The organism is Solimonas sp. SE-A11 (assembly GCF_030345715.1).
In the GTDB taxonomy this organism is placed as follows: domain Bacteria; phylum Pseudomonadota; class Gammaproteobacteria; order Nevskiales; family Nevskiaceae; genus Solimonas_A.
This window is the reverse complement of record NZ_JAUASX010000011.1, coordinates 49847-67821: the sequence shown is the minus strand read 5'-3', so window position 1 is coordinate 67821 and position 17975 is coordinate 49847. Positions and strand designations below refer to the sequence as shown.

Genomic DNA, 17975 nt, shown 5'->3' with positions numbered 1-17975 from the left:
GATGCAGGATCGGGCCGCACAGCAGCCCTATGCGCCGCTCTCAAGACATGACGAAGAGGTTGAGCTTGTTCCCGTCGAGATCGCGAAAATAAGCCGCATAGAACGTATCCCCACGCGGCCCCGGCTTGCCCTCGTCGGTAGCGCCCAGCTCCATGGCCTTGGCGTAGAGCCTGTCGACGTTGTCCTTGCTGCCGGCAGACAGGGCCACCATCACGCCGTTGCCGACCGTCGCGGCGTTGCCGTCGAAGGGTTTCACCACCGCCAGCGCGGCCGCACCCGGCTTGCCCCAGATGACGAAGCCGTCGAACTCCATCATGCGCTTGACGCCCATCTCGCCGAACAGGGCGTCGTAGAAGCCCGAGGCACGCGCCATATCGTTGGTGCCCACGCAAACGTAACCGATCATGAATCTTCTCCCCCGCAGGGTTCGCTCTGTAATGGCCGGCACGCTATTCGCACCCCTGCGGCCGGTCAAGCTGGCCGGGTGGCCCCGGGCGGGGACGGATGATGGGATAATCCCGTCGTCTTACGAGAACATTCGGGAATGTCCAGCATGTCGCACCGGGAAATGAGCTGATGGCGCCGCTAGGGTCGAGGGTGCCGCAGCGCGGCAATGCGTTTTCCCGTGGAATGGGACGGCTGTTCCTGCGCCTGATGGGCTGGCGCGTCATCGGCGGCCCGCCGGACGTGCCCAAGATGGTGCTGCTGGGCGCGCCGCACACCACCAACGTGGACGGCGTGATCGCCTTCGCGATCCTGATCGGCCTGGGCGTGCGCGCCAGCACCATGATCAAGGACAGCGCCTTCCGCGGCTTCGGCGGCGTGGTGCTGCGCTGGCTGGGTGCAGTGCCGGTCAACCGCAAGAGCCCCAAGGGCATCGTCGAGCAGACGGTCGACGCCTTCCACAAGAACGAGCAGTTCGTGCTGCTGCTGGCGCCCGAGGGCACGCGCACCGCCGCGCCCGCCTGGAAGCGCGGCTTCCACCATGTGGCGCTCGGCGCTGGCGTGCCGATCGTGGCCGCGGCGATCGACTACGACCGCAAGCAGGTGACCTTCGGCACCCCGCTGCGGCCCACGGCGGATTACGAGGCCGATCTCGGCCAACTGCTGGATTTCGTCGCCACCCACTCCTCCCCACGCCACGCCGACCGGCTGTCCAAGCCCATCGCCGAGCGACAGGGCCGTCGCTGGCACGGCGACGCCTCCGGCAAGGACTGATCACCCCTCTCTCGGAGTGCGCATGAGCATCGCTATCCCCGGCTTCGACTGCAGCCCCCTGACACTCGACGGCGAGCGTCGCGAGGTCTACCGCCGCGGCCAGGGCCGCGCGGTGATCGTAATGTCGGAGGTGCCGGGCATCACGCCGCAGGTGGCGCGCTTCGCCACGCGCGTGGCCGACGCGGGCTTCTCGGTGTGGATGCCGCAGCTGTTCGGCACGCCGCTGGAGCCGGTGACGCCGGCCAGCGCCATGCGCACCCTCGCGCGGGTCTGCATCAGCCGCGAGTTCCGCGTGCTGGCGGCCCACCGCTCCAGCCCCATCGTCGACTGGCTACGCGCGCTGGCGCGCCATGCCCATGCCGAATGCGGCGGTCCCGGCGTGGGTGCCGTGGGCATGTGCCTGACCGGCAACTTCGGCCTGGCGATGATGCTCGACGCGCCCGTGATCGCGCCGGTGCTGGCCCAGCCCTCCCTGCCCGGCGGCATCACCCACGCGCAGCGCTCCGGCCTGCATGCCTCGCCGCAGGAGATCGCAGCGGCGCACGAACGGATCGACCAGCAGGGCGCCCGAATCCTGGGCCTGCGCTTCAGCGGCGACCCCATGTGCCGCGCGGAGCGCTTCGAACGCCTGCAGGCCGAGTTCGGCCCGGCCTTCCAGGCCATCGTGGTGCCCTCGCGCCATGCCAACCCCGACGCCCTGCCGCCGGCCCACAGCGTCATGACCACGCACCTGATCGACCGCGAGGGCGAGCCGACGCGCGCCGCCCTGGACCGCACCCTCGCCTTCCTGCATGAGCAGCTGAACCGCCCCTGAGCAGCCGCTGCCGGCGGCGTTCAGACGCCGTTCACGGCCGCGGGGCATCATGAGCGGGCGGCCAGGAAGGCCGCGGCATCGCGCAAGGATTCGCGTCATGGATACGACACTGGCTCAGGATGAGGCCCGCAGGGTGGCCCAGCACAATGCCCTGAAATCCCGGCTTGAAACACGGGTGGATTCCCAGATTGCGGCACAGGCCCAGGACGGCCTGTCCAACGAGCAGCAGCGCATCGACTCCGTCGCCTCGGATATCCAGCGCCGGCTGATCGACGAGGTCTCCGAGCGCGAGCGCGAGGTCACCCAGATGCGCGCCACCGCCCGGGTCGGCCAGGTGGTCGACTACGTGTTCTGGGTGGTTTATGCCTTGCTGGGCCTGCGCTTCACGCTGGCCCTGATCGGCGCACGCGAGGGTGCCGGCTTCGTGCGCTTCGTCAAGGGCATCACCGAGCCGCTGTTCCTGCCGTTCAAGGGCATCGTCGCCAGCCCGGCGCTGGAGACCGGCGGCACGCTGGCCCTGCCCCTGCTGGTGGCCATCGGCGTCTACGCCCTGGTTCACCTGGCAATCAAGGGTCTGCTGCGGCTCTGGGCACAGCGCCGCACCGAAATCTGAGGCCAATCCGGGTGCCCCACATGGGCGGCAGCGTCTACATGACGCTGCCGCCCATCTGTGCTTTCATGGCGGATAGTCCCTGCCGCCGAGGAATCCATGGTCACCGTCCACCATCTGAACAACTCCCGCTCGCAGCGCGTGCTGTGGCTGCTGGAGGAACTGGGTGTCGAGTATCAAGTGAAGCGCTACGAGCGCAATGCCAGGACCATGCTGGCACCGCCGGAGCTCAAGGCGGTGCATCCGCTCGGCAAGTCCCCGGTGATTACCGACGGCGACAATACCGTGGCGGAGTCCGGCGCCATCGTGGAATACCTCGTGGGCCGCTATGGCCAGGGCCGGCTGATTCCGGCCGAGGGCACGCGGGAGCGGCTGCAGTACAGCTACTGGCTGCACTATGCCGAGGGTTCGATCATGCCCCTGCTGGTGATGAAGCTGGTGCTCAGCCAGGTACCCAAGGGCAGCCCCGCCCTGGTGCGGCCAGTAGCCCGCGGCATTGTGGGGGGCGTGGAGAAGATGTTCCTGGGTCCCAACCTCAAGACCCACGTCGCCTTCATCGAAAGCGAGCTCGGCAAGACCGGCTGGTTCGCCGGCCAGGAGTTCAGCGCCGCCGACATCCAGATGAGCTTCCCGGCCGAGGCCCTGGCGGCGCGCGGCGGCGACGTGCCGCCGAACCTCGCGGGCTTCCTCCAGCGCATCCACGCGCGCCCCGCCTACCAGCGGGCCCTGCAGAGGGGCGGCCCCTACGAACTGCTGCGCTGACGCCAGCCACGCATGCGCATCGGCCTGAAGGCACACCATCTTTCGATCACCGCCAAGCTGGCGGCGATCGTCGTGGTGTTCGTCGCCATCGTCTTCGCCCTGCTGATGATGGTGACGCTGAGCCTGCGCCTGGCCAGCGGCGCCCGCGCTTACGTCGGCGGTGAGGGGCTCTGGTCCAAGGGCCAGAAGGACGCGGTCTACTATCTGAGCCGCTACGCACAGTACGGACGCGACCAGGACTACCAGCACTACCAGGATGCCATCGCCATCCCCCTGGGTGACCGCGAGGCGCGCCTGGAGATGGAGCGCCGCTCTTACAACGAGGCCACGGTACGCCGCGGCTTCGTCGCCGGCGGCAACGCCGAGCAGGACGTGCCGGACATGATCTTCCTGTTCCGCCACTTCCGCTGGATCGACCCACTCGACTCCGCGGTCCAGGTCTGGCGCGAGGCCGAGCGCCGCCTGCTGGAGCTCGAGGTCATCGCCGCGGAACTGAAGCGCGCGCATGGTGCCGGCTCGCTGACGCCGGAAAGGCGCGAGCAGTTGCTGATGCGCATCGCCACGATCAACGCCGTGGTGGCGCCGCTGGAGCGCCGTTTCTCGGTCACCATCGGTGATGCGGCGCGCTGGATGCAGCATGGCCTGCCGACGCTGATCGCCCTGTTCACCGCCGTGCTGCTGGCCGGCGGCCTGCTGGTGGCCTGGGTGATCGCGCAGGACCTGCGGCGCAGCATCCTGGCCTTGCGCGAGGGCGCCCTGCGGGTGTCGCAGGGACACCTGACGCATCGCATCGAAGTGCGCTCCGGCGACGAGCTGGGCGAGCTCGCCACAGTCTTCAATGAGATGATCGTGCGGCGGCGCCTGGCCGAGGAGGGCCTGCGCGAGGCCACCGAGTTCCGCAACAAGATCATGCAGAGCGCCACCAACGCCATCTTCGCGCTGGACCTGCAGGGCCGCTTCACGCTGGTGAACCGGCAGACCTGCGTCATCACCGGCTACGACGAGCCGGAGCTGCTGGGTCGCAGCTTCCTGCCGGTGATCCCCGAGGAGCAGCGCCCGATGGTCCAGGCGCTGTTCGATGCCGCCGCCAGCGGTCGCGGCGCGGCCAGCAACGTCGAGACCACCATCCTGCGCAAGGACGGCAGCATCACCACGATCGTGTTCAGTAACGCCCCGCTGATGAAGGGTGGCACCGTGATCGGCGTGGCCGGCACGGCCGAGGACATCACCGAGCGCAAGCGCGCCAACGCCGAGCTGACCGAGCGCGCCGAGGAGCTGGCCCGCTCCAATACCGAGCTGGAGCATTTCGCCTACGTCGCCTCGCACGACCTGCAGGAGCCGTTGCGCACCGTGTCCAGCTTCACGCAGTTGCTGGCGCGCCGCTTCAGCGGCAAGGATCCGGACGCCAACGAATTCGTCGGTTACATCACCGACGAGGTGCAGCGCATGCGCCAGCTGATCGAGGGCCTGCTGACCTACTCGCGCGTCACCCGCGAGAAGCAGCAGCCCGAGCCGACCTCGCTGGACCGCCTGCTGGATGCCGCCCTGGCCAACCTGAAGACGACCATCGCCGAGAGCGGCACCGTGGTGCGGCGCCAGCCCCTGCCGACGCTGCCGGTGCAGGGCTCGCTGATCACGCAGCTGTTCCAGAACCTGGTCGGCAATGCCATCAAGTTTCGCGGCGAGGCGCCACCGCAGATCGACATCGATGTACAGCCGGACGGCGACTACTGGCAGTTCTCGGTGCGTGACAACGGCATCGGCATCGACCCGCTCTACGCCGAGCGCGTGTTCGTGCTGTTCCAGCGCCTGCATACCCGCGAAATCTACCCCGGCAGCGGCATCGGCCTGGCTATCTGCCGCAAGATCGTGGAACGCCACGGCGGGCGCATCTGGGTGGAGCCGGGCTATCCGGGGTCAGTGTTCCGCTTCACGCTGCCCGTATAGGGCTTGCTCCCGGGGAATTCCCGGCGCGATACGCGGTCCCATTCTTACCGGGGCCTGGCGCCCCGATTGCAGATTGCAAAGGAGAACTCCCATGCCAAGGACGGCAAACAAAAGCGGTGCCAGCACGCCGCGCGTCAATCCCGCTATCGACCAGGCCATGCTCAACGACGAGCAGATCGGCGGGCGCAAGTCCCGCAATCCGAATGACGCCGTGCTGGATGCCCTGAATGCGGACCGCGCGGCCCCCGATCACAGCGCCAGCGCCAAGGGCGAGGTTTCTGGAAGGCAGACCGACAGCGTCGAGCGCAATCCGCCGGAGAAGACCCGCTCGCGACCCACGCACTAGGAGGCCGCATGAACGCACCAAACCGGCGTAGTGGCCCCTCCCTAGTGGTCGCCTTGGACGCCGCCCGGGCCCGCATCCTGGCGGCCCTCACGCCGGAGGCGCCACTGCGCGACTATGCCAGCCTCGCCAATCCGGAAGGCCGCCTGCACGAGGGTGACTTGGTGGCCGACAGTGGCGGGTGCCGCAACCACCGTCCAACCGAAGGTGGCCACTCGGCCTCCGGCGGCGGCTCGATGAAGCAGCATCGCACCGAAGAATTCGCCGCCTCGGTCTGCGAGGGCGTGGAGGCCGCGCTACGCGACACCCATGCCGAGCGCCTTTATGTCGTCGCCGAACCGGGCTTCCTGGGCCTGCTGCGACAACGGATGGACGACCAAGTGGAACAGCGGGTCGTCGGCACCATCCCGAAGTCGCTGGCCAACGAGACACCCGAGCGCATTCGCGCGGCGTTGCCCAGCCGCCTGTAGCAACCCGCGGTCCTGGTGGAGGGCAGGCTTCACACAGCACGAATCCCCCAGGATCGTAATGATCCTGGGGGATTCACATGAGCCGAAGGCTTACTTCGTGACCTCGTCCGCCTTCTTCTCGACGGCGTCGCCCGCGTTCTCGACGGCGGACTTGGCATCCTCGCCGGCGTCCTTCAGCTCTTCGTTCGGGCGGGCATCGAAGGCGTCCTTGACGCTATCCGTGGCCTTTTCCATCGGGGTGGGCTCTTCCTTCTTGCAGGCGGTGACGCCGAAGCCCAGGCCCAGGGCGCTGGCAACCAGAAGGGCACGCAGGGTGATAGTGCGGGTGTTCATGTGAGACGCTCCTTGTCAACGGTGTGGAATGAACGACTCGCAGGATACCGGGGCTTGCTGAATGCCCGCTAAACGCGCGATTCTGTGCCTGAAAACAAGGAAATCCACATGCACGACAGCCGAAACGACACCCACAGCCTGCTGGTCGGGTATCTCACCTGGATTTTCGGCTTCATGGGCGCGCACCGCTTCTATTACGGCCGGCAGATTACCGGAACCATCTGGTTCTTCACGCTCGGCCTGCTGTTCATCGGCTGGATCATCGACCTGTTCCTGATCCCGTCGATGGAGCGCAGCGCCGAGCGCCGCTACCGCGCCGGCAGCAAGAGCTATACCGTATCCTGGCTGCTGCTGACCTTCCTCGGGGTGCTCGGCATCCACCGCTTCTACATGGGCAAGTGGATCACCGGCCTGATCTGGCTCTTCACCGTCGGACTCCTCGGCGCGGGCCTGCTCTACGATCTCTGGACGCTCAACGGCCAGGTGGATGCGATCAACCGCGAATCCTCGCCGGCCTGAGGCGCAGCGCTGCAATCTGGGACCTGGAGCAAGAAAAAACCGCCCTTGTCGCAAGCAGCGGTAGTCACCCCGGAAAGGCGCCGATATGATCGGACCTGCGACGCCAAGATGATATCCGGGGGGACAGGCGGTGACGCAGTATTACGTCGGCAGCAACGGCAAGGCACTGGGGCCCTATGCCGTGGATGCGCTTCACGACATGCGCATTCGAGGCGAGATCGATCCGTCCACGCTGATCTGGAACGAATCGATGGGAGACTGGGCCTCCTATGGCGAAGTCTTCGAACTCCCGCCGCCGCTGCCCCCTCCGCTGCCTCCCCCGTTGCCGGATGCAGCGGCGCCCTCCGCAGCCGACAGTCCGCTCGCGGATGAGCCTGGCGATGGCTGGAGCCAGGCGCCGGCCAAGCCCTGGTTCCGCTGGGCGGCACGCATGATCGACACCATGCTGCTCGGCGGCACGGCATCGTTCGTACTGGGCTTCACGATCGCCGCCACGGCCACCAACCTGCAGCGCACCATGGCCCTGCTGGAGAACCCGCTGTTCAGCGGCATCATGGTGGCCCTGATCATGGTCCCGATCAACGGCCTGCTGCTGCATGCCTCGGGCACCACGCCGGGCAAGTGGCTGGCGGGCATCCGCGTCACCCGCCCCGGAGGCCTCCGCCTGTCGTTCGCGGACGCACTCAACCGCGAGTTCCAGGTCTGCCTGCGAGGCCTCGGACTGGGGATACCCCTAATCCAGCTCTTCACCCAGATCAGCGCCTACAACAGCCTCCGCGCGCAGGGTTTCAGCAACTGGGACCAGGAGATCGGCTCGGTGGTGCAGTATCGCCCCGAATCCGGCTGGATCGTCGCCAGGATCTGGCTCGTGGTGATCCCGTTGTTCATCGGCGTCGTCGCGATCAACGCGGCGAACCGCTGATCTTCCCATGTGGTTCTACGCCGGCCCTGATGGAATCCGCCACGGCCCCGTCACGCGAGCCGCGCTCGCGGAGCTGATCGCTTCGGGGCAGGTGTCGGGCAATGTCCTGGTCTGGAGTGCCGGGATGAACGGATGGCAAGCCTGGCAAACCGTGTTCCCCGCTCCCACGCCCGCGGAGGCGGCACCGAAGCCGGCATGGTGGCCCTTCATTCTCGGGCAAGCCATGGCCCTGGCGATGCTGGGCGGCAGCTGGTGGGTCTCCAACCACCTGGGCGACTGGACGCGCCCCATGCTGCATTTCGCCAGCACCTCGGTGCTGGCGGTCGCAGCGCTACTGCTGGCCGGGCTGACATCACGCAGGATGCTGCGGGGCTCGCAGGGCGCCCCGGCCCGCTTCGCCGGTGCCGCCGGCCTGATCTTCCTCGCCTTCGCCACATTGCCGACGCTGGCCATCCTGCGGCAGGTCTACATCCTGGACGCCAGTTCTTCCGGCTTCACCTACACGGTGTCCTCGTCCGGCCGGCAGATCCGCTTCACCGGCATGTTCGGCCCCGGCGCCGCGGACGCGATGAAGCAGGCCTACCGCCCGGGCGTCACGCAGGAAATCGAGTTCGACTCGCAGGGCGGCCTGCTCGACCAGAGCTACAACATCGCCGATTTCATCATCGAGCACGGCCTGGAGACCGCCGCGGTCAACGACTGCAGCAGTGCCTGCCTGATTCCCTTTCTCTCGGGCCGATCGCGCCGGGCCAGCCTGGGAACCTACTTCGGCTTCCACTCTCCCGGCATGCCCGAGGGAGTCGCCGGCGCCCTTGCACAGGCCAGCGACCCGATGGGCGAGGAGTATTTCGATCGCCTGGAAAAACTGGGGGCGCCCGAGTCCCTGCGCGAACGTACCCGCAAGACGCCGAACCGGGAGATGTTCTTCCTGGGCGCCGAAACCATGCGCGCCCTGGGCCTGGTTTCCGGCATCCACGTCCGCGGCCAAGCCGAGGCCGACGTGGCCGCGATCCAATGGCATGAGGTGATATCCATCACGCAAGCCGAACAGGAGGCGTCGCCCTCGCCGCTGACCGCCTTCTCGCTGGCGCTGTACCAGTCCTTGCAGAATCACGAATCCCTGCAGGAGCAGCATGCGGGCCCCATGTACCGCAGCATCGTCGAGCGCGACCCTTCGATGGATGGCGCAAAGGTAGCGGCCCAGCTGACCCGGGTAACTCGCAGTGAAGCCATCGGTGTCGCTGGGGCGGCATCCATCCGCCGCTATGTGGTGGCGACACAGCGCCTGGTCTCCAATCTCGCCGCGGAGGGCCACATCGACGACTGTGCCGCCATGGGCTACAGCGGAGAGCCGCGGATGACGCCCCAGCAACTGACGAAGCGGGAGGACTTCCGCCACAGCCTGGATGTGCTGGCGTCGCTGCTGGCGGAGGCCAGCGCCATGGAGTGGCGAGCCAGGCCGCCGGATCCCGGCAGCGCCACCCGCGTGACCGCAATGGCGCAGACGGCCCGTGACCGGACTGCAAGCGCCGGGCACGACATGACCCTGCTCGACAGCGATCACGAGGCACAATGCCAGTTCGCGCTGCACCTGCTCTACGCCCTGCTGGCGGAGCCCGACGAACTGCTCGTGGCGGACTACGCCTACATGCACCGGCAGGACTAGGGCACCACTCGATCGCGGGGACGTTCTCTCCTGAACGGCTCGATCAACTGCGCCAGGTAGCCCGCGGGGTAGTCGCCGCGATCCGACAAGCCGACCGCCGCCGAGTGCCGCGGAGCGCCGCCCGGCACGTAGTGGAAACTGCCCGCCAGGTGATCCCACAGCGTGGTGAACAGGCCGAAGTTCACATCGCCCTCGCCCGGCCGGTTGACGTGATGGAAGCGGTGCACCTCGGCATTGGCGAAGACGTACTTGAGCGGACCCGTACGGTAGTCGGCGTTCGAGTGCTATAGCAGCAACTGGATCGCCACGCAGAATGACACGGCCACGGCCACCGGCTGCGGAATGCCCAGAAGCAGCAAGGGCGCGATACCGCAGAGTGTCTCCACCGACTGGTGCACCGGATGCTTCATCAAGCCGTTGAATCCATAGAGACGCCGGATGCTGTGGTGCAACGCATGGAATCGCCACAGCAGGTTCCACTTGTGACTGGCGTGGTGTGCCGCGGAGATGCCGACGTCCAACACCAGCAGTGCAGCCACCACCTGCAGCCAGAACGGCCACTGCAGCGGCCATAGGCCCGGGGACAGCGCCAGGCCGGCGAACAGCGGCAGCAGCAGGATACCCAGGTGATAGGAGGCCGTATTGATCCCGGCATGCAGCAGGTCGCGCAGGCCGTCACCGTGAGACCGGTTCCAGTCCGGCTGCCAGGGAATCAGATGCTCGATGCCCAGCATCAGCAGGATGGCGCCGAGCAGCACGGCCAGGGGCTGCCACAACGGCGCGCCAGCGCCGACCAGGGTGATCAGCGCGGCGTTGGCACCCAGCAGGAACAGGGGAAAGCTCAGACAACGCAGCAGGGTCCGCAACAGGTTCATGAGATGGCTCCTTGATGGCGACATCTTTCGGCGGCGGCCGTCGGCCCGGCTTGAACAAACCTGCTGAACCGGGGAGTTTTGCGCCATGACACCTCTCTTCCGCCTGTTCGCTTGGCCGCAGCGCCTGTTGCTGATCGGCCCCGGTGTCGGCACCGACAGCCATCGCCACCATGCCGCGCAGCTCTGCGTCGGGCTGGAGGCGCCGCTGCGCATGCGGGTAGATGCGGACCAGGACTGGCAGCAGGGCGAGGGCTTCTTCGTGGCGGCCGACCAGCCCCACCAGATCGACGCCGGCGCCCGGCCCACGGCTTTCCTCTACCTGGAGGCGGACAGTGACGAGTGCCGACACTACGCACAGCGGCAACCCGGCGGAATCGCCAGCCTGGACACGGCAGCCTGCCGACCACAGCTGCGCGAACTGGCCGCCAGCGGCCGCCCGGAGCAGGCAGAGGCGGCGCTGGCCACCCTGCTGGGTCAGCACCAGGGCCTGGAAGCACCGCCGCTGGACCGCCGCATCGCCGAAGCCTTGCACTGGATCGGCAAACATCTCGACGCTCCAGTACGCATCGCCGATGCGGCGCGCGCCGTGCATCTGTCGGAGAGCCATTTCGCCCATCTGTTCAGCGAACAGGTGGGCGTACCGCTGCGGCGCTACGTGCTGTGGCGGCGCCTGCGCGAAGCCCTGGCCCGCGCCATGCAAGGCGACAGCCTCACCGCCGCCGCGCATGCCGCCGGCTTCGCCGATTCGGCCCACCTGTCGCGCGCCTTCCGCGAGCATTTCGGCGTAACGCCGTCCTTCCTGTTCGAGCAGCGGGCACGCATCGCCTACACGATTTTCGACTGAGCCTTCAGCGCGCCTTGCGGCGGAACAGGCTCAGGTGATCCAGCGGCAGGCTCTGGTCCACCAGCACGCCAGTCTCGGTGACCAGGATGTCGGTGGACTCGAACATCGGCGGACGGCCCAGGCGCACCGAAGACGGGAAGGTAAAGGTGCCCGGCGCGGTGGCCTGCAGGATCTCGCCGGCCTTGGAGATCAGCGTGATGCGTCCAGTGAGGAAGTTGGCCAGCAGCAGGCCATCGCCGGCGATACCGAGATCGTCATGCACGTCCACCTCGAACAGGATCGGCGTCACCGCGCCGGCCGAGCCGTCGGCCAGCAGGTCCACCGAGAAGATGCTGCCGCCATCGGTGCCGTAGAAGCGGCTGCCGTCGGCCTGCAGGCCATTGGGAAAGCGCAGCACGTTGCCGATGCCCAGCGACAGCAGGCCCAGCGGGCTGCCCTGCACGAAGACCTCCTCGTTCACCACCTTCATCGGATCGGCCGGATCGATCGTCAGGCGCTTGATCTTCGGGTCGGGCACGCAGACGTTGAGCGGCTCGTCCACCACGTAGATGCGGCCATCGGCGCCCAGCGCGGTGCCGTTGGCGATGCACATGCCGCTCATCGTGTGGATCAGATGGAGCCGCGGCGCGGCGTCGAGCCGCGCGGCCCAGAAGCGGCCGTCGCCACAGGAGGAGTAGAGGTATTCCCCGCGGATCGCCAGGCCCGTGTAGCCGCAGCTCTCGGGCGAGATGCTGTCGGCGCGGAAACTGCCGTCGGCATTCTTGTGTATCTCGAAAACACCGGAGCCGCTGCTGACGAACAGGCGTCCCGCCGGCGAGAAGATCAGGTTCTCGGCACCGGGAATGTCGAGCAGCACGGTCCGTTCGCCGCACTGCGAATTGACGCAGAGATCCTCAAGACGCACGGGCGGCGCCGTCGCCTCGGTGCCATCGCCGCCGCTGTCACCGTCGCAGGCCGCCAGCAGCAACGCCGCCGCCAGCATCGTGGTCCGGATTCGCATGATCTCCCCCCTGTATCGTTCTTATTACCTGAGCATGCACCGGAACGGCGGCGATGGCACGCCCCATTTGAGCGGCAGGCCCTGCGCCGCTAGGCTAGCCGGCCTACCTTACTGCGTGACCGCCATGGGCTTCTACGACCGCCACATCCTGCCTCACCTGATCGAATGCGCCTGCGGCATGGGCGACGTGATGAAGGCCCGTTCGCAGATCGTGCCGCGGGCGCGCGGGCGTGTCCTGGAGATCGGCATCGGCACCGGTCTCAACCTGTCGTTCTACGACGCAACGCGGGTGCAGCACATCTGCGGCGTCGATCCAGCGGCACAGATGCACCCGATGGCCCAGCGCCGCGCACAGGCCATCTCGATCCCGGTGGAGACCCTGCCGCTGGTGATCGAGCAGATCGGCGCCGAAGACGCCAGCTTCGACACGGTGGTCACCACCTTCACCCTCTGCACCATCCCCGACCCGGTCCCCGCGCTGCAGGAGATGCGCCGCGTGCTCAAGCCCGGGGGCGAGCTGCTGTTCTGCGAGCATGGCACGGCGCCCGATGCCGGCGCGCGCCGCTGGCAAGAGCGGCTGACGCCGCTGTGGAAGCCCATCGCCGGCGGTTGTCACCTGAACCGCGACATCCCGGCGCTGGTCGCCGCGGGCGGATTCCGCATGGCGGAGTTGCAGGCCCGCTACCTGCCCGGCCCCCGCCCCTTCACCTACGTCTACTCGGGCATCGCGCTGCACGCCTGAGCTGTTCAGTTGGCGTTCAAGCGAAAGCCGGACAGTGGCTGAACGGCCGGGGAACCCCGGCCGCGGGGCGGCGTCCAACTTTGCGAATCGACCATATCGAGTCGTTTCCGGGACAGGGATGTTCCGCCACTCCATAGACTTAAAAGAGGAATCAAGGATGAAGACCTCACTGAAAAGCGGCCTGGCGGCAACCCTGCTGGGCCTGAGCACCATGGCCTCGGCCCAGGTCCTGGGCGGAAGCGACAGTGGCAACACCGTCAATGACCGCATCGATCAGCGCCAGGAGCGCGCTGCAGAGCGCCAGGACGCCCGCCAGGATCGCCGTGACGCGCGTGCCGAGAACCGGCAGGAGCGCGCGGACAATCGCCGCGAGGCCGTACGCAAGGCGGAGGACCGAGTGCAGGATCGCCGCCAGGATGCGGTGGACAACCTACAGGACGCCAACGCCAACGCCAAGGATCGTCGCGAGGACCGCCGTGAAAACGCCGCCGACCGCCGCGAGGATCGCAAGGAAGCCGCTGCGGATCGTCGCGAGGCGCGCCAGGAGCGCCGCGAGGAGCGTCGCGAGAACCGCGTCAACTAAGCCAGCCCGCCTGATGGCGTAAGCTGGAGGGGCGGAGTGTCTTCAGGCACTCCGCCCTTTGCCATGACCGGAGCCTGCCGATGCGTACCCTGTCCGTATTACTCCTGGCACTCGTGCTGGGAGGTTGCAGCATGACCGGCGCGCGTCATGATCCGTTGCCCACCGTCGCCACGGTGGACCTGCCCCGCTTCATGGGCGACTGGTATGTCATCGCCAACATCCCGCCCTGGATCGAGAAGGATGCCGTGAATTCGGTGGAGCACTACGAGCTCGACCAGGACGGCAATATCCCCACCACCTTCACCTACCGCAAGAAGACCTTCGACGGCCCGCGCAAGACGCTGAAGTCCAAGGCTTTCGTGATCAACCGCCAGACCAACGCGGAATGGGGCGTGCAGTTCATCTGGCCGATCAAGGCGGAATACCTGATCGCCTGGCTGGCCGACGACTACTCGGTGGTGATCGTGGCGCGCAGCAAGCGCGACTATCTCTGGCTGATGGCCCGGCAACCGCAGATTCCCGAGGCGCAGTTGCGCGAGCTCAAGCAGCGCATCGCCGCCATGGGCTACGACGTTTCGAAGCTGCAGCTGGTGCCGCAGCGCTGGCCGGAAACCCCGGAAAAACCTTGATCACACCCACACAGGGAGACCGCCCTTGGCGATCCTGAGCGTCGAACACAAGACGCTGTACCGCTATGCCCGTCCGGTGGAATTCCATGACCACCGGCTGATGTGCCGTCCGCGCGACAGCCACGACCTGCGCTTGCTGGAAACCGGCCTGGCGATCACGCCGGCCGCAGCCGTGCGCTGGCTGCACGACGTCTTCGGCAACTCCATTGCCATCGCCAGCTTCCAGGAGCCGGCGGCGGAACTGTGCTTCCTCTCCAGCTTCAAGGCGGAGCACTACCCGGTAGCGCCACAGGACATCCTGATCGAGGAGTACGCGCGCAAGCTGCCCTTCAGCTATCCCGCGGAGGAGGTGGCCGATCTCGGCCGCACCAAGGAGCGTCACTACCCCGATCCGGAACATCGCATCGACACCTGGGCCAAGCGCTTCGTCGGCCGCAAGACCGCGGAGGGCACGCTCGACACGCTGGTAGCGATGACCAAGGCCATCAAGAAGGAATTCCAGTACGCCCGCCGCGAGGAGATGGGCGTTCAGGCACCGGTGGAGACGCTGCAACTGGGCAGCGGCAGCTGCCGCGATTTTGCCCTGTTCCTGATGGAAGCCGGGCGCAGCCTCGGGCTGGCCGCTCGCTTTGTCTCCGGCTACCTCTACGACGAGAAGCTGGTGGGTGCCGGTGATGGCCTGGTCGGCGGCGGCGCCACCCATGCCTGGGCGGAAATCTACCTGCCCGGCGCCGGCTGGATCGAACTGGACCCCACCAACGCCCTGATCGGCGGCCGCAACCTGATCCGCGTGGCGGTGGCTCGCGACGCCGGGCAGGCCGTACCCCTGAGCGGCAGCTATACCGGCACGCCGGAGGACTACCAGGGGATGACGGTCGAGGTGAAGGTCACGGCCGGCTGATGCAAACGGCTGAGTCGCCCCTGCCCCGGCTCTGTTGCAATGCCGGCACAACAGGGGAGATTCGACATGGCTGCGCAATGGACGCTGAACGACATTCCTGACCTCTCCGGCCGCCTGGCGCTGGTCACAGGCGCCAACCGCGGCCTGGGCCTGGAGATCGCCGCCGGGCTGGCCGGAGCCGGAGCCCGCGTGGTTCTGGCCTGCCGCAACCTTGCACGCGCCGAGGGTGCCATCGCCGAGATCAAGCGGCGCACGCCCGGCACCCAGCCCGAGGTCATGGCGCTGGACCTGGCCGACCTGGCCTCGGTACGCGACTTCGCCGCCGGCTTCGCGGCCCGGCATGCCCGGCTGGACCTGCTGGTGAATAACGGCGCCGCGATCATGTCGCCCAAGGCCCTCACCCGCGACGGCTTCGAGATGCACATCGGCACCAACCACCTGGGCCCCTTCCTGCTCACCGGGCTGCTGCTGGAGCGTCTGGCGGCAACGCCCGGCTCGCGCATCCTCAACACCGCCAGCATCGCCCACACCCTGACCGCCGGCATGGACCTGGACGATCCTTTCTACGAGCGGCGTCCGTACAAGGAGATGGATGCCTACGGTGCCAGCAAGCTGGCGACGCTGCAGTTCACTTTTGCCCTGGACCGGCGCCTGCGCCGCGCCGGCCTGCCGGTGGCGGCCGTGGCCGCCCACCCGGGCTACACCGCCACCAATCTCGATATCGGCAATTTCTTCATGCGCCTGGCTACGCGCCTGTTCGCGCAGTCGCCGGCCATGGGTGCGTTGCCGGCCCTGCATGCCGCCACGGCGACAGGGGTCTCCGGCGGCGACTACTGGGGCCCGGGCGGGTACAAGGAACTGAAGGGCTACCCGAAAAAGGTCGGTTGCCGGCCCGAGGCCAGCGACCCGGCGGCGGCGGACCGGCTTTGGGCCTGGTCCGAGCGCATGACCGGATTGCACTATCTGGATGCCTGAGGGTCAATGCAGGGCCGGGGCACGCATGGCACCATGCTCGCCTGACGCAATACAACAAGACCCTGCCATGACCGAAATCTCCAAGACCGCGCCCGTGCTGGTCACCGGCGCCAGCGGCTACATTGCCGGCTGGATCGTCAAATTCCTGCTGGAAGCCGGCCACACCGTGCACGGCACGGTGCGTGACCCCGCCAAGCCCAAGGGGCTGGAACACCTCAAGGCCCTGTCCGACGCCCACCCCGGCCAGCTCAAGCTGTTCAAGGCCGACCTGCTGACCCCTGGCGCCTATGACGCCGCCATGCAGGGCTGCGAACTGGTGATGCACACCGCCTCGCCCTTCATCATCACCGGCTTCACCGACGCCAACCAGGCCCTGGTGCGCCCCGCCGTGGAGGGCACGCGCAACGTGCTGGAGGCCTGCAACCGCGTGGCCAGCGTCAAGCGCGTGGTGCTGACCAGCAGCGTCGCCGGCATCTTCGGCGACAACGCCGACCTCAAGGCGGTACCCGGCGGCGTGTTCACCGAGGAGCACTGGAACACCAGCAGCAGCGTCAGCCACCAGCCCTACTCGTATTCCAAGGTCGCCGCCGAGCGCGAGGCATGGAAGATCCAGAAGGCACAGTCGCGCTGGGACCTGGTCACCATCAATCCGGCGCTGGTGCTGGGCCCCTCGCTGGCGCGCAGCAGCGCCTCCACCAGCATCAGCACCATGAAGCAGCTCGGTAACGGCACCATGCGCGCCGGCGCGCCCAAGCTGGTGATGGGCGTGGTGGACGTGCGCGACGTGGCGCAGGCCCACATCCTGGCGGGATACAACCCAGCCGCCGAGGGCCGCCACATCGTCTGTGCCGGCGAACGCAGCCTGCTGCAACTGGGCACCGCGCTGCGCGGCAAGTTCCCGCAGCACCCCTTCCCGCGCAAGGAAACGCCAACCTTCCTGGTCTGGCTGGTCGCCCCGTTGGCCCGCATGCAGCGCAGCTTCGTCAAGCAGAACGTCGGCCTGCCCCTGCGCATCGACAACCGCCGCAGCCGCGAGAAGCTGGGGCTCAACTACCGCCCGGTCGACCAGACCGTGGTCGAACACTTCCAGCAGATGATCGACGACGGCCTGATCCGTCGCCGCTGAAAAGAGACCTCCGATGAAGAAGACGCTCCTGCTCGCCCTGTCGCTGGCCCTGCTCGCCGGCTGCGCCGTCGCTCCCGGCCAGACCACCGTCGCCAAGAATTGCCAGGGCAATTGCAGCAACCACGAGGACGGCTACCAGTGGGCGCAAAGCGCCAACCTGGTCGATGCCGCGCCCTGCAACGGCCCCTACCCGGAAGCCTTCATCGACGGTTGCCGCGACGGCGTCGAGGACCTCTACCAGCTGCGCCGCTCCACTCGTCCGCTCTGAGCCGCCCATGAATCCCGAACTGCTGCGCAAGGCCGGACTCAGCATCGTCTTCTGCTGGTTCTTCTTCGGTGGCGTCGGCCACTTCGTGGCCACCGACTTCTTCGCCAGCATCGTGCCGCCCTGGATTCCGGCTGATGCGCGCCTGCTGGTCTACCTCAGCGGCGCCTTCGAGATCCTGGGCGCCGTGGGCATTCTGATCCCGGCGGTGCGGCAGAAGGCCGGCAACGGGCTGTTCCTGCTGACGCTCTGCGTGACGCCGGCTAACGTCCACATGACCCTCAACCCGGAGCTGTACCCCGACTTCCCGCCGGCCGCCCTGTGGGCCCGCCTGGTCATCCAGGTGGCGCTACTGGCTTGCATCTGGTGGAGCACGCGCGAGCGGCCTGCGACCGCACCGGCCTACGCCTCCAGCAGTCCCGCCTGAACGG

Annotated in this window: 24 protein-coding genes; 19 read left to right on the top strand and 5 right to left on the bottom strand. The window is 67.5% G+C overall.

All coding sequences use genetic code 11. The features are described from left to right. Positions 1-40: 40 nt before the first annotated feature. On the bottom strand, positions 41-406 hold the full coding sequence (locus QT386_RS13680; protein ID WP_289274336.1) for a VOC family protein: 366 nt from the start codon (positions 404-406) through the stop codon (positions 41-43). Between the two features lie 170 nt (positions 407-576). Between QT386_RS13680 and QT386_RS13675 the strand changes: the two genes are divergently transcribed. The 7 genes from QT386_RS13675 to QT386_RS13645 all read left to right on the top strand — a co-directional run bounded on the left by QT386_RS13675 (position 577) and on the right by QT386_RS13645 (position 6164). After that, complete coding sequence (locus tag QT386_RS13675) at positions 577-1218, top strand: 1-acyl-sn-glycerol-3-phosphate acyltransferase (RefSeq protein ID WP_289274335.1); 642 nt, start codon at positions 577-579, stop codon at positions 1216-1218. Positions 1219-1240: 22 nt separating this feature from the next. Next, positions 1241-2032 (top strand): dienelactone hydrolase family protein, encoded by a 792-nt coding sequence (locus QT386_RS13670; protein WP_289274334.1) that lies wholly within the window; start codon positions 1241-1243, stop codon positions 2030-2032. A 97-nt stretch (positions 2033-2129) separates the two neighbouring features. Next, positions 2130-2645, top strand: a complete 516-nt coding sequence (locus tag QT386_RS13665) for a YggT family protein (RefSeq protein WP_289274333.1) — start codon at positions 2130-2132, stop codon at positions 2643-2645. 96 nt (positions 2646-2741) lie between these two features. Then, positions 2742-3404 (top strand): glutathione S-transferase family protein, encoded by a 663-nt coding sequence (locus QT386_RS13660; protein WP_289274332.1) that lies wholly within the window; start codon positions 2742-2744, stop codon positions 3402-3404. A gap of 12 nt (positions 3405-3416) precedes the next feature. Then, positions 3417-5351 (top strand): ATP-binding protein, encoded by a 1935-nt coding sequence (locus QT386_RS13655; RefSeq protein ID WP_289274331.1) that lies wholly within the window; start codon positions 3417-3419, stop codon positions 5349-5351. A gap of 91 nt (positions 5352-5442) precedes the next feature. Then, positions 5443-5697: a hypothetical protein gene (locus tag QT386_RS13650; protein WP_289274330.1), complete on the top strand. Its 255-nt coding sequence runs from the start codon at positions 5443-5445 to the stop codon at positions 5695-5697. 8 nt (positions 5698-5705) lie between these two features. Continuing rightward, complete coding sequence (locus QT386_RS13645; protein WP_289274329.1) at positions 5706-6164, top strand: host attachment protein; 459 nt, start codon at positions 5706-5708, stop codon at positions 6162-6164. A gap of 90 nt (positions 6165-6254) precedes the next feature. Here the strand turns inward: QT386_RS13645 and QT386_RS13640 are convergent, their stop codons facing one another. Then, complete coding sequence (locus QT386_RS13640) at positions 6255-6497, bottom strand: hypothetical protein (protein WP_289274328.1); 243 nt, start codon at positions 6495-6497, stop codon at positions 6255-6257. A 108-nt stretch (positions 6498-6605) separates the two neighbouring features. Here QT386_RS13640 and QT386_RS13635 point away from each other — a divergent pair, with 108 nt between their 5' ends. The 3 genes from QT386_RS13635 (at position 6606) to QT386_RS13625 (ending at position 9604) form a co-directional block, all read left to right on the top strand. Next, positions 6606-7016, top strand: a complete 411-nt coding sequence (locus QT386_RS13635) for a TM2 domain-containing protein (protein ID WP_289274327.1) — start codon at positions 6606-6608, stop codon at positions 7014-7016. 130 nt (positions 7017-7146) lie between these two features. Continuing rightward, the gene (locus QT386_RS13630; protein WP_289274326.1) at positions 7147-7938 is read left to right on the top strand and encodes an RDD family protein; all 792 of its coding nucleotides are present in this window, start codon (positions 7147-7149) and stop codon (positions 7936-7938) included. A gap of 7 nt (positions 7939-7945) precedes the next feature. Further along, positions 7946-9604, top strand: coding sequence for a GYF domain-containing protein (locus tag QT386_RS13625; protein WP_289274325.1), 1659 nt, complete (start codon positions 7946-7948; stop codon positions 9602-9604). Here the strand turns inward: QT386_RS13625 and QT386_RS13620 are convergent. Then, positions 9601-9831 carry a sterol desaturase family protein gene (locus QT386_RS13620; protein ID WP_289274324.1) on the bottom strand — a complete coding sequence of 77 codons (231 nt, stop codon included), beginning with the start codon at positions 9829-9831 and terminating at the stop codon, positions 9601-9603. The two genes, QT386_RS13625 and QT386_RS13620, sit on opposite strands and share 4 nt — an antisense overlap. 57 nt (positions 9832-9888) lie before the next feature. Then, entirely contained in the window at positions 9889-10479 is a 591-nt protein-coding gene (locus tag QT386_RS13615) for a sterol desaturase family protein (protein WP_289274323.1), read from the bottom strand. An 85-nt stretch (positions 10480-10564) separates the two neighbouring features. On the opposite strand from QT386_RS13615, the gene QT386_RS13610 reads away from it, so the two are divergent. Further along, positions 10565-11323 carry an AraC family transcriptional regulator gene (locus tag QT386_RS13610; RefSeq protein ID WP_289274322.1) on the top strand — a complete coding sequence of 253 codons (759 nt, stop codon included), beginning with the start codon at positions 10565-10567 and terminating at the stop codon, positions 11321-11323. Positions 11324-11327: 4 nt separating this feature from the next. Here the strand turns inward: QT386_RS13610 and QT386_RS13605 are convergent, their stop codons facing one another. Continuing rightward, positions 11328-12323: a hypothetical protein gene (locus tag QT386_RS13605; protein ID WP_289274321.1), complete on the bottom strand. Its 996-nt coding sequence runs from the start codon at positions 12321-12323 to the stop codon at positions 11328-11330. 124 nt (positions 12324-12447) lie between these two features. Between QT386_RS13605 and QT386_RS13600 the strand changes: the two genes are divergently transcribed. From QT386_RS13600 to QT386_RS13565, 8 genes are all read left to right on the top strand, one after another. Continuing rightward, positions 12448-13065 (top strand): class I SAM-dependent methyltransferase, encoded by a 618-nt coding sequence (locus QT386_RS13600; protein WP_289274320.1) that lies wholly within the window; start codon positions 12448-12450, stop codon positions 13063-13065. A 157-nt stretch (positions 13066-13222) separates the two neighbouring features. Beyond that, positions 13223-13648, top strand: coding sequence for a hypothetical protein (locus QT386_RS13595; RefSeq protein WP_289274319.1), 426 nt, complete (start codon positions 13223-13225; stop codon positions 13646-13648). Between the two features lie 80 nt (positions 13649-13728). Further along, positions 13729-14277 (top strand): lipocalin family protein, encoded by a 549-nt coding sequence (locus QT386_RS13590; RefSeq protein ID WP_289274318.1) that lies wholly within the window; start codon positions 13729-13731, stop codon positions 14275-14277. 25 nt (positions 14278-14302) lie between these two features. After that, entirely contained in the window at positions 14303-15178 is an 876-nt protein-coding gene (locus tag QT386_RS13585; RefSeq protein ID WP_289274317.1) for a transglutaminase family protein, read from the top strand. 66 nt (positions 15179-15244) lie between these two features. After that, positions 15245-16153 carry an oxidoreductase gene (locus QT386_RS13580; protein WP_289274316.1) on the top strand — a complete coding sequence of 303 codons (909 nt, stop codon included), beginning with the start codon at positions 15245-15247 and terminating at the stop codon, positions 16151-16153. A 67-nt stretch (positions 16154-16220) separates the two neighbouring features. Next, positions 16221-17279, top strand: a complete 1059-nt coding sequence (locus tag QT386_RS13575) for an aldehyde reductase (RefSeq protein ID WP_289274315.1) — start codon at positions 16221-16223, stop codon at positions 17277-17279. Between the two features lie 13 nt (positions 17280-17292). Further along, the gene (locus QT386_RS13570) at positions 17293-17547 is read left to right on the top strand and encodes a lipoprotein (RefSeq protein WP_289274314.1); all 255 of its coding nucleotides are present in this window, start codon (positions 17293-17295) and stop codon (positions 17545-17547) included. 7 nt (positions 17548-17554) lie between these two features. Beyond that, on the top strand, positions 17555-17971 hold the full coding sequence (locus QT386_RS13565) for a hypothetical protein (protein WP_289274313.1): 417 nt from the start codon (positions 17555-17557) through the stop codon (positions 17969-17971). The last annotated feature ends 4 nt before the right edge of the window (positions 17972-17975 follow it).

What these genes read in the sequence shown, in the direction of transcription:
- QT386_RS13670 (WP_289274334.1), top strand. Translation starts at nt 1,241, where the DNA reads ATGAGCATCGCTATCCCCGGCTTCGACTGCAGCCCCCTGACACTCGAC.
- QT386_RS13645 (WP_289274329.1), top strand. Translation starts at nt 5,706, where the DNA reads ATGAACGCACCAAACCGGCGTAGTGGCCCCTCCCTAGTGGTCGCCTTG.
- QT386_RS13590 (WP_289274318.1), top strand. Translation starts at nt 13,729, where the DNA reads ATGCGTACCCTGTCCGTATTACTCCTGGCACTCGTGCTGGGAGGTTGC.
- QT386_RS13595 (WP_289274319.1), top strand. Translation starts at nt 13,223, where the DNA reads ATGAAGACCTCACTGAAAAGCGGCCTGGCGGCAACCCTGCTGGGCCTG.
- QT386_RS13655 (WP_289274331.1), top strand. Translation starts at nt 3,417, where the DNA reads ATGCGCATCGGCCTGAAGGCACACCATCTTTCGATCACCGCCAAGCTG.
- QT386_RS13660 (WP_289274332.1), top strand. Translation starts at nt 2,742, where the DNA reads ATGGTCACCGTCCACCATCTGAACAACTCCCGCTCGCAGCGCGTGCTG.
- QT386_RS13640 (WP_289274328.1), bottom strand. Translation starts at nt 6,497, where the DNA reads ATGAACACCCGCACTATCACCCTGCGTGCCCTTCTGGTTGCCAGCGCC.
- QT386_RS13650 (WP_289274330.1), top strand. Translation starts at nt 5,443, where the DNA reads ATGCCAAGGACGGCAAACAAAAGCGGTGCCAGCACGCCGCGCGTCAAT.
- QT386_RS13615 (WP_289274323.1), bottom strand. Translation starts at nt 10,479, where the DNA reads ATGAACCTGTTGCGGACCCTGCTGCGTTGTCTGAGCTTTCCCCTGTTC.
- QT386_RS13600 (WP_289274320.1), top strand. Translation starts at nt 12,448, where the DNA reads ATGGGCTTCTACGACCGCCACATCCTGCCTCACCTGATCGAATGCGCC.
- QT386_RS13635 (WP_289274327.1), top strand. Translation starts at nt 6,606, where the DNA reads ATGCACGACAGCCGAAACGACACCCACAGCCTGCTGGTCGGGTATCTC.
- QT386_RS13625 (WP_289274325.1), top strand. Translation starts at nt 7,946, where the DNA reads ATGTGGTTCTACGCCGGCCCTGATGGAATCCGCCACGGCCCCGTCACG.
- QT386_RS13570 (WP_289274314.1), top strand. Translation starts at nt 17,293, where the DNA reads ATGAAGAAGACGCTCCTGCTCGCCCTGTCGCTGGCCCTGCTCGCCGGC.
- QT386_RS13680 (WP_289274336.1), bottom strand. Translation starts at nt 406, where the DNA reads ATGATCGGTTACGTTTGCGTGGGCACCAACGATATGGCGCGTGCCTCG.
- QT386_RS13605 (WP_289274321.1), bottom strand. Translation starts at nt 12,323, where the DNA reads ATGCGAATCCGGACCACGATGCTGGCGGCGGCGTTGCTGCTGGCGGCC.
- QT386_RS13565 (WP_289274313.1), top strand. Translation starts at nt 17,555, where the DNA reads ATGAATCCCGAACTGCTGCGCAAGGCCGGACTCAGCATCGTCTTCTGC.
- QT386_RS13575 (WP_289274315.1), top strand. Translation starts at nt 16,221, where the DNA reads ATGACCGAAATCTCCAAGACCGCGCCCGTGCTGGTCACCGGCGCCAGC.
- QT386_RS13665 (WP_289274333.1), top strand. Translation starts at nt 2,130, where the DNA reads ATGGATACGACACTGGCTCAGGATGAGGCCCGCAGGGTGGCCCAGCAC.
- QT386_RS13610 (WP_289274322.1), top strand. Translation starts at nt 10,565, where the DNA reads ATGACACCTCTCTTCCGCCTGTTCGCTTGGCCGCAGCGCCTGTTGCTG.
- QT386_RS13675 (WP_289274335.1), top strand. Translation starts at nt 577, where the DNA reads ATGGCGCCGCTAGGGTCGAGGGTGCCGCAGCGCGGCAATGCGTTTTCC.
- QT386_RS13580 (WP_289274316.1), top strand. Translation starts at nt 15,245, where the DNA reads ATGGCTGCGCAATGGACGCTGAACGACATTCCTGACCTCTCCGGCCGC.